Annotated in this window: 6 protein-coding genes and 1 tRNA gene; 6 read left to right on the forward strand and 1 reads right to left on the reverse strand. The window is 68.9% G+C overall.

Annotated features, from left to right (window positions below):
• Positions 1–53: 53 nt before the first annotated feature.
• The 6 genes from DWV11_RS12795 (at position 54) to DWV11_RS12820 (ending at position 5894) form a co-directional block, all read left to right on the forward strand.
• Positions 54–737 (forward strand): DUF501 domain-containing protein, encoded by a 684-nt coding sequence (locus tag DWV11_RS12795; protein WP_210725739.1) that lies wholly within the window; start codon positions 54–56, stop codon positions 735–737.
• Entirely contained in the window at positions 734–1696 is a 963-nt protein-coding gene (locus tag DWV11_RS12800) for a Ppx/GppA phosphatase family protein (protein WP_115789313.1), read from the forward strand. Before DWV11_RS12795 ends, DWV11_RS12800 begins: the two co-directional genes overlap by 4 nt.
• Before the next feature lie 14 nt (positions 1697–1710).
• Positions 1711–3105: a S8 family serine peptidase gene (locus tag DWV11_RS12805; protein WP_115789320.1), complete on the forward strand. Its 1395-nt coding sequence runs from the start codon at positions 1711–1713 to the stop codon at positions 3103–3105.
• A gap of 72 nt (positions 3106–3177) precedes the next feature.
• Complete coding sequence (locus tag DWV11_RS12810) at positions 3178–4626, forward strand: NAD(P)/FAD-dependent oxidoreductase (protein ID WP_115789314.1); 1449 nt, start codon at positions 3178–3180, stop codon at positions 4624–4626.
• A gap of 167 nt (positions 4627–4793) precedes the next feature.
• Positions 4794–5729 (forward strand): N-acetyltransferase, encoded by a 936-nt coding sequence (locus DWV11_RS12815; RefSeq protein WP_115789315.1) that lies wholly within the window; start codon positions 4794–4796, stop codon positions 5727–5729.
• Positions 5730–5820: 91 nt separating this feature from the next.
• A tRNA-Leu gene (locus DWV11_RS12820) sits at positions 5821–5894 on the forward strand.
• Between the two features lie 107 nt (positions 5895–6001).
• On the opposite strand, the gene DWV11_RS12825 is transcribed toward DWV11_RS12820, so the two are convergent.
• Positions 6002–7372 (reverse strand): tyrosine-type recombinase/integrase (locus DWV11_RS12825; protein WP_210725740.1); only part of this gene is annotated, 1371 nt, incomplete at its 5' end.

Here is a 7372-nt window from a genome sequence, read left to right on the forward strand (position 1 = left end):
CGCCGTCGCGCCCTGAGGGAACGGCAGAACAGGGCAGGAAGGTGGCAGCGCCAGTGCAAGAGAACACGGCCCCTGCGACGGAGGAATCCCGCATGCCCTCGGCACATGACCTGGACGTCCTGAGCCGCCAGCTCGGCCGGCCCGTGCGCGACGTGGTGGAAATCCCCGCCCGCTGCGTCTGTGGCAACCCCCTGGTTGCGGCAACGGCACCCCGGCTGGGCAACGGTACTCCGTTTCCCACCACTTTCTACCTGACGCACCCGGTCATCACCTCCGCCGTGTCGCGCCTCGAAGCCGGCGGCACGATGAACGAGATGAACGACCGCCTTGCCGCCGATTCCAGGCTGGCCGATGCCTACCGCGAAGCGCATGAGGCCTACCTGCGGGCCCGGGACGAGATCGCCGGCCGCGCGGGCACGGGCGAGGTTCCGGAAATCGCCGGTGTCTCTGCCGGTGGCATGCCCACCCGCGTCAAGTGCCTGCACGTCCTGGTGGGGCATTCCCTGGCCGCGGGCCCGGGCGTCAACCCCCTGGGCGACGAGGCACTGGAAGCCATCGCCGAGTGGTGGACCAAGGACCGTTGCTACTGCGAGGGCGCCTGGGAGACCGAGGGCGAGGCGCCGTCCAAAGACCTCAGCCGGCACGGACCGCAGGGCCTGCCCGCCATCGTGGGCCGCCCCGCACCTGTCCGCAAGGGCCAGGACACCGCCGAGACCACGGAAGAAGGCACCGCATGAAGCGCGTGGCTGCGATTGACTGCGGCACCAACTCCATCCGCCTCCTCATTGCCGACGTGAACGGGGCCGATGTGAACGGTACTGGCGGAGGCGCCCCGCTGAGCGACGTCGTCCGCGAAATGCGCGTGGTGCGCCTCGGCCAGGGCGTGGACGCCACCGGCGAGCTCGCCCCGGAAGCCCTGGAACGGACCTTCGACGCGAGCCGCGACTACGCCCGGCTGATCGAGGAGCACGGCGCCGGCGGCGTCCGCTTCGTGGCCACCTCAGCGAGCCGTGACGCCCGCAACCGGCAGGTCTTCGTGGACGGTATCCGCGATTTGTTCGGCGTCGAGCCGGAAGTGGTGTCCGGCGACGAGGAAGCCGCCCTGTCCTTCGCCGGCGCCAGCAGCGTGCTGCCGTCGCGCGGCAAGGACCCGGTGCTGGTGGTGGACCTGGGCGGCGGCAGTACCGAGTTCGTGCTCGGCGACGCCGACGGCGTGATCGCGGCCAAGTCGGTCGACATCGGCTGCGTGCGCCTCACCGAACGGCACCTGCGCAGCGATCCGCCTACCGCGGCGGAAATCGCCGCGGCGGAAGCCGACGTCGACGCCGCCCTCGACCTCGCAGCCGGAACCGTTCCGCTGGAACGCAGCACCGCCGTCGTCGGGGTGGCCGGTTCCATCACCACCATCACGGCACACGCGCTCGGCCTGGACCGCTACGAACCCCAGCGGATCCACGGCGCGACCCTCAGCCTCGAGCAGATCAGCAAAGCCGCCACGGAGCTGCTGGACATGACCCGCGAAGAGCGCGCGAAACTGCCGTACATGCACCCGGGACGGGTGGACGTCATCGGCGCAGGCGCACTGGTCTGGCGGCGCATCCTGCAGCGGCTCGCGCAGTCCAGCGCCGGGACCATCACCGGTGCCACCTCCAGCGAACATGACATCCTCGACGGCATCGCGCTGAGCATCAAGTAATGGGGGAGCCGCTGATGACGCATCTGCCGAAGGCCTCCGGACCACGACGGCGCCGCCGGACCCTGTCTGCCACGCTGGCGGGCCTGCTTGCCTCCACCGGGCTCGCCGCGGTTTTGGCCGCCGGCGGCCTGGCCACGGCGCAGCCCGCCGCCGCCGACACCTGGCGGGACAAGGAGTACTGGCTCAAGGAATCCGGGATCGCCGAAGCCTGGAAGGAATCCAAGGGCGCCGGGGTGAAGGTCGCGATCATCGACAGCGGCGTGGACGGCCGCCACCCGGACCTGAAGGGTGCGGTGGTCGGCGGCACGGATGTGTCCGGTGCGGGCAACCCGGACGGGCAGAAGAGCATCGGCGCCAAGCCCGAACACGGCACCCTCGTGGCCACCATGCTTGCAGGCCGCGGCCACCAGAAGGCAAGCCCCTCCGCCTCGGCCGGTGCCGACAGCAGCGGGGGACCGGAAGGCATTATCGGGGTCGCCCCCGAGGCGGACATCCTCTCCGTCTCCACCTGGCTCGGTTCGGCGAACCCCGCAGGCAAGACCGACCAGGAGCAGATCCCACTGGCCGTGCGCTGGGCTGTGGACCACGGGGCCAAGGTCATCAACATCTCCCTGGGCAGCACCTCCCCGGAGTGGCCGCAAAGCTGGGACGCGGCTTTCCTGTACGCGGAACAGAAGGATGTGGTGATCGTCGCCGCCGCGGGCAACCGCATCGGCGGGAACGTGCAGGTCGGCGCGCCGGCCACGATCCCGGGCGTGCTGACGGTCGGTGGCCTTGACCGGGACGGCAATGCGAGCGTGGATTCGTCGTCGCAGGGCATCAGCATCGGGGTCGCGGCCCCTGCGGAAGAGCTCGTCGGCGGCATGCCGGGCGGGCGCTACGCCGACTGGGCGGGAACTTCCGGGGCCACGCCGATCGTCTCGGGCGTGGCAGCGTTGATCCGCTCCAAGTGGCCGGACATGAGCGCCAAGCAGGTGATCAACCGGATCGTCAGCACCGCGAAGGACTCCGGGGTCAAGGGCAAGGACCCGATCTATGGCTACGGGGTGCTCGACGCCAAGGCAGCCCTGGGCGCAACCGTCCCTGAGGCCAAGAGCAACCCTCTCGGTTCCATCAGCGACTGGATCCGCGTCCACCGGCGCGGCGACTTCAGCACCCCGACGCCGGAGCCAAGCCCCACCAAGAAGGCAAGCGCCAAGCCCACCTTGAAGGACCCCACTGTCCCCGCGGCCAAAACCCCGGCCGACGCCGGAACTGCACTTCCGGGCGTGGTGGTGATCGGCTTCGGTGTCCTGTTCGTCGCCATCGTTGCGGGCGCCGTCATCCAGCTGCGCAGGGTCTATCGGACCACCCCCGCAGAACCGGACACAGGCACCCTGGACGCAGTGGAGCCGGGCGCCAGGAAGTAGCCGCCGTGCCCCGCAGGGGAGCCCTCAAAAGCAGCTAGTGAAGATTTTCACAAAGTGCGCTATTCTGGATTCATGGCACCCACCCCTGAGCTTATTGACCGTCCCCGTGTTCTCGTTGTCGGCGGCGGTTACGTCGGCCTCTACGTCGCACTGAAGTTGCAGAAGAAGATCGCAAACGCCGGCGGCATCGTCACCGTCGTCGATCCCCTGCCCTACATGACCTACCAGCCCTTCCTCCCGGAAGTTGCCGGTGGCAACATCGAGGCGCGCCACGCCGTCGTCTCCCACCGCCAGCACCTGAAGCACACCGAGCTGATCCAGGGCCGCGTCACCAGCATCGACCACGCCAACCGCACTGCGGTTGTTGCCCCGGCCGACGGCGGCGCCCCGTTCGAGATCCCGTACTTCGACGTCGTCTTGGCCGCCGGTGCCATCACCCGCACCTTCCCGATCAAGGGCCTCGCGGACAAGGGCATCGGCCTGAAGACCATCGAGGAAGCCGTTGCGCTGCGCAACAAGGTCCTCGAGCGCATCGAAGCCGCGTCCACCATGACCGACGCTGCAGCGCGCGCCAAGGCCTTGACCTTCGTGGTCGTCGGCGGCGGCTTCGCCGGCATCGAGTGCATCACCGAAATGGAAGACCTCGCCCGCGCCGCGGTCAAGAACAACCCGCGCATCAAGCAGGAGGAAGTCCGCTTCATCCTGGTCGAAGCCATGGGCCGCATCATGCCCGAGGTCACCGCACCGCAGGCCGAGTGGGTCGTCGAGCACCTGCGCAGCCGCGGCATCGAGGTGCTGCTGAACACCTCCCTCGACAACGCCGAGGGCACCCTGAAGCTGATCAACATGCCGGACAAGTCCCCGGCCGAGGAAGTAGCTGCCGACACCCTGGTGTGGGCCGCCGGCGTGCAGGCCAACCCGATGGTCCGCTCCACCGACTTCCCGCTGGAACCCCGCGGCCGCGTCAAGGTCCTCCCGGACCTGCGCATCGGCGGCGACGAAGGCATCGTGGAGAACGCCTGGGCCGCCGGCGACATCGCCGCTGTTCCGGACCTCACCGGCAAGGGCCTGCCGGACGGTACCTGCGTGCCGAACGCCCAGCACGCCCTGCGCCAGGCCAAGAAGCTCGCCAAGAACCTCTGGGCCTCCCGCTGGGACAAGCCGCTGACCGACTACAAGCACAAGAACCTCGGTGCTGTGGCCGGCTTCGGTGAATGGAAGGGCGTTGCCAACATCAACCTCCTGGGCCGCATCGGCCTCAAGGGCGGCCTGGCCTGGCTGGCGCACCGCGGCTACCACGGCCTTGCCATGCCCACCGTCGAGCGCAAGTTCCGCGTGATCTTCGGCTGGATCCTGGCCTTCTTCGCAGGCCGAGACACCACCCAGCTGATCGACCTGGACAACCCGCGCGGCGCCTTCGTGGCCGCTGCCACCCCGGCCCCCAAGCCCGCTGCTGCCCCGGCACCCGCGGCCCCGGCCGAGGACAAGGACAAGGCGCCGGTCACGGCCGACGCCAAGTAAGTCCCCACCGCCCCCCTCGCTTCGCTACGCTCAGCCAGGGAACCCGGGCGGCGTGGCCCCTGCTTACGAGAACGGCGGCCGTCTCCCCGCGCGGGGAGGCGGCCGCCGTCGTCGTATCTGCCGGGCACATGCCCGGACACGGACCGCCCAGCCCTAGACTGTCTGCCATGGCAGGCGAAACTGATCTGACGGCGCTTCTCGCATCGATGCATCCGGTCCTCCGGGAGGGCGAGTACGTATATGCGCTGTGGCCGCATGGCAAGCCCCTGGAGGGCGACATCGAGGCTGCCGTCCGCGAAGCCGAGGGCCTCACGGTGGTGCTGCACCGCGACGAAGCCGAACGGCTGGGCCTCGCCTACGACTTCGTGGCAGCCTGGATCACCCTGCAGGTCCATTCCGCGCTGGAAGCCGTGGGCCTGACGGCTGCCGTCAGTTCTGCGCTCGGTGCTGCGGGGATCAGCTGCAACGTCCTGGCCGGCTTCCACCACGACCACCTCCTGGTGCCCACCGCACAGGCAGGCCATGCGATGGAAGTCCTCACCCTCCTTCAGCAGGGGCTGGTGCTGCGCGGCGAGGTCCCTGCGGACCGCGAGGCGATCCTGGCCCTGGCAGCATCGGCGTTCTCGATCAGCCCGGTCACCGGCCTGCCGGTGGACGGTATCCCGGCGGAGGTGGGGCTCCTGGCGGAACTCTTCGCATGTGAGGAATACCTCCCCGAGTTCAGCATCGTGGCCGAGTTGGGCGGTGAGATCGTGGGGCACGTCATCAGCACCCGCGGCGCCGTGGACGGGCTCGCCTTCCTCGGGCTCGGGCCCATCAGCGTGGAGCCGCACCTGCAGCGGCGCGGAATCGGCTCGGCCCTGCTCCGCGAAACAGCCCGCCGCGCCGAGGCTGCGGGGGAGGCCGGCATCGCGTTGCTCGGCAGCACCGTGTACTACCCGCGCTTCGGCTTTGTCCCCGCCGGCTCGGTGGGCATTGGCGCTCCCGATCCTGCCTGGGGCGAGCATTTCCAGGTGCTGCCGCTGCCCGGAATGCCCGACGGCGGCACATCCGGCGGCGTCAGGGGGACCTTCCGCTATGCGGCGCCTTTCCAGCGGCTGTAGCTGGGCCCGGGAGGCGGCCGGCGGGGCCAGGCCGTGGCGCGTCCGCCGCAGCCCCACCTGGGCTGGTCCGCCGGGTTAGGATAATCCGGGCGCCCCAGTAGCCCAATTGGCAGAGGCAGCGGACTTAAAATCCGCAAAGTCAGGGTTCGAGTCCCTGCTGGGGCACGACGCAAGGCAGCCCCGCTTCCCTTTGTTTTTCAAGGGAGGCGGGGCTGCTTCGACGTTTCAGTGAGCCTGCCCGGGCCTTGGACGGTGGCCTATTTGGTGGCCTATCAGGCATTCCGCTTGCGTCGGAAGGCATCCAGCGAGACAACCGCGGCGTCCGGCTCGGTCGGCCGAGGCGCTTCCCACAGGGCCTGCTCGACCCGCTTCGCGGCCTCGATCTTCATCTCTTCTAGGACATGCTGGTAGCGCTTGAGCATGGTCACCGACGACCAGCCCATCATCTCCATAACGATGCGCCCGTCCACCCCCATGAGCAGGAGCAGGGTGGCTGCCGTATGGCGGGCATCGTGCAGCCGCACCTCGGGCACTCCGCACTGAGCGATGAAAGCCTTCCAGGTCTCCCAGTCCGTGGAAGCGTGGAACGCCTTGCCGTCCCGCTGCGAGAACACGAGGTCGAGCTTGTCACCGTTCTGTGGCTTGAAGCCGGTCCAGTGCTTGCCCTCTTCGATGCGGATCCGGGCCTGCGTCTCTTTGTGGCGCCGGAGTGCGGAGAGCAATTGGGGTGGCAGGGGAAGGGTGCGCCTGCCGGCGGCCGACTTCGGCGTCCCAACGAACCGGCCGCCCCCGTGCCGCTCGGGGCATTTGAAAGCGTGCCGGCCGCACGGCTCACTCTCGGGGCAACCGTGTTGCCATGAGAGGGAGTAGAGCTCGCGGTGGACGTGCAGGACGCCGGTGTCGAGATCGACTTTGTCCCAGGCAAGCGCGAGGGCTTCGCCCTGGCGTAGTCCGAGGGCCAGAGCAACAAGCCATCGCGTGCCGCCCTCAGTCCGCTCGGCGACGACGCGAAGCTTGCGGGCATCGTCGGGAGTGAGCAGGTGAGGATCGAATGCCGCCGGCTGGGGTGCTTCCAACTTCTTGGCCGGGTTGGCGCCAAGTCGGCCGCGCTGCACGGCAACAGTCATCGACCGGGAAAGGATCCGGTGTAGCTGGGAGACTGTCGATTCGGATCGTTTGGCCTCGCGCATCGCCCCGTAGAGTTGCTCCAGGTGCTCAGGGGTGAGCTTGTCCAGGCGGACCTTGGCGACCTTGGTTCCGACTACCCATGTCCGAATGTAGGAGCGGTAGCCGACCAGTGTTCGCGGTTTCAGCTTGACCGCGGCGATGTTGGTCAGCCAGTACTCCAGCCAGTCGATCAGGGTGGGAGATCGGGTGCTGGCCAAGAGCCCGTCTTCCTTCCGGCGCACCGCATCCCGCCGCGCCGCGTTCGCCGCAGCGGCGGTCTTGCCATAGACAGCGACCCGGCGCCGCTTGCCGTCCGCGCCTCGGCCGAGGTCAACCTCGGCGCGCCACCGCCCGTCCGGGAGTTGGTAAGCCTCACCGCCGTCGCCTTTCGGGTGACTGTGACAGGTTTGTTTGGCCCCGGTAGGACGGTTATTTCTGGCCCCACTTCCTGACTCGCCGGTGTGGTTGTGACGGTT

Source organism: Arthrobacter silvisoli, assembly GCF_003369445.1.
Classification (GTDB): Bacteria; Actinomycetota; Actinomycetes; order Actinomycetales; family Micrococcaceae; genus Arthrobacter; species Arthrobacter silvisoli.

Excerpts from the sequence above, each read along its gene's own strand:
- DWV11_RS12815 (WP_115789315.1), top strand. The coding sequence starts at position 4,794 with ATGGCAGGCGAAACTGATCTGACGGCGCTTCTCGCATCGATGCATCCG.
- DWV11_RS12805 (WP_115789320.1), top strand. The coding sequence starts at position 1,711 with ATGACGCATCTGCCGAAGGCCTCCGGACCACGACGGCGCCGCCGGACC.
- DWV11_RS12810 (WP_115789314.1), top strand. The coding sequence starts at position 3,178 with ATGGCACCCACCCCTGAGCTTATTGACCGTCCCCGTGTTCTCGTTGTC.
- DWV11_RS12800 (WP_115789313.1), top strand. The coding sequence starts at position 734 with ATGAAGCGCGTGGCTGCGATTGACTGCGGCACCAACTCCATCCGCCTC.